This is a genomic window from Streptomyces sp. NPDC050636, assembly GCF_040654775.1.
GTDB lineage: Bacteria > Actinomycetota > Actinomycetes > Streptomycetales > Streptomycetaceae > Streptomyces.
This window is the reverse complement of sequence record NZ_JBFAIP010000270.1, coordinates 1-1,262: the sequence shown is the minus strand read 5'-3', so window position 1 is coordinate 1,262 and position 1,262 is coordinate 1. Positions and strand designations below refer to the sequence as shown.

The 1,262-nt window shown below is 66.9% G+C and carries 1 protein-coding gene; it reads right to left on the bottom strand.

What is annotated here, in order from left to right; translation table 11 throughout:
- Window positions 1-323: 323 nt before the first annotated feature.
- A complete protein-coding gene (locus AB0I10_RS41200; protein ID WP_363157860.1) occupies window positions 324-1,028 on the bottom strand; it encodes a hypothetical protein in 705 nt (234 codons plus the stop codon).
- Between the last annotated feature and the right edge of the window lie 234 nt (window positions 1,029-1,262).

The following is a 1,262-nucleotide window of genomic DNA, read 5'->3' as shown; positions in this document are numbered from 1 at the left end:
GACACTCCTGGTCGTTTCAGACGACCGGGCCGCTGGCTATCCTCCCGCGACCCGGACTTGGGCATGCTGATGAAGCGTCTGGCGGGCCATATTCATCAACCTCCCTTGTCGCAGCGGTCACCACGCACCTCTCACGTGCGTGCCGGCGAAACGTAACAGAGGCTGCCGATCGCTTCCACAGGATTTGTTCAGCGAGAATGCAGGGAATTCCGTCACGCGCCTCCGCCGGCACAACGCAATCCCAGGTCGGCGGCGGCCGTCCGCCGCCCCTCATCACTGCGTGGCGGCGCCCCCGTTCCAGGGCCCGCCACGCGGCAGAAGTCCTACTTGCCTTCGGACAGGGAAGCACTCCAGTAGCCCTGACCGGCCCACGCCTTCTGGCGCTTGGCGACGTGCTTGCCGAACGACTTCACCCGCGGTACCGCATGCCAGGTGGTGCTAGCGTGGCCGATCCCGTGATCAAGGCTCGTGGCGGTCGGCCCGCCCTTGATCGCGATGGCCGCGTTGACGTTGGTGACCTTCGCGTCGGCGACGACCTTCTTGCTGCCGCCCTTGGCTGCCTGGAAACGCAGTGCCAGCGTCTTGGAGGTGACCGGGATGTCGTAGATCCGCTCGGTCACGGTGAAGGTCAGCGACGTGGTGCGCAGCTTGTCCTTGCCCGTGCGGGTCGCGATGTCGGTGACGAACGTGACGCCCTCGTGGTACGGGTCGGTGATGTGCGCCGGCCGGCCGATGCTGCCCTTGACGGTGTTGGCGAGCGCCAGGTAGATGTCGCGGTCCAGGAGATAAGTGACGAACTTGGCCTGCTTGGCCTTCGGCAGCGCCTTGAGCGTCTGCCTCGCCTTGAGGTACGTGAGGTAGCCGCTCACCGTCAGCTTCGCCGCGGGCTCGCTCACCGCGCCGGCGGCGGCCCGGGGCGCGGAGGCCTGTGCGGAGGTGTGGTTGTCGGCGAATGCCTGACCCGTACCGCCGAGCAGGGCGATCGACGCGGCGGCAACAGCGGTGGCTGCGATGCGGTGGGTGCGCATGAGTGGGTGCGGCTCCTGGTGAGACGAGTGGTGGACGTGGCGCCGGCGAGCCTATGAACCGTCTCCGTTGGGGGAAATTGTCTCTTCGGTCCGGGCCGCCTGGTCATGCCCGAAAAAGGCACTGCCTGAAAGGGGAAAATGCCCTTTAGGGCGGCGTTTGTGCGGCGCAGGCAATGGCAGCCCGCCGCTGTCACTACCTGCGGCGTTGTCGCACGTTCGAGGGGCGGTCTCCGT

Bases quoted from the DNA above. Each gene is read 5' to 3' on its own strand.
- AB0I10_RS41200 (WP_363157860.1), bottom strand. From the start codon at position 1,028: ATGCGCACCCACCGCATCGCAGCCACCGCTGTTGCCGCCGCGTCGATC.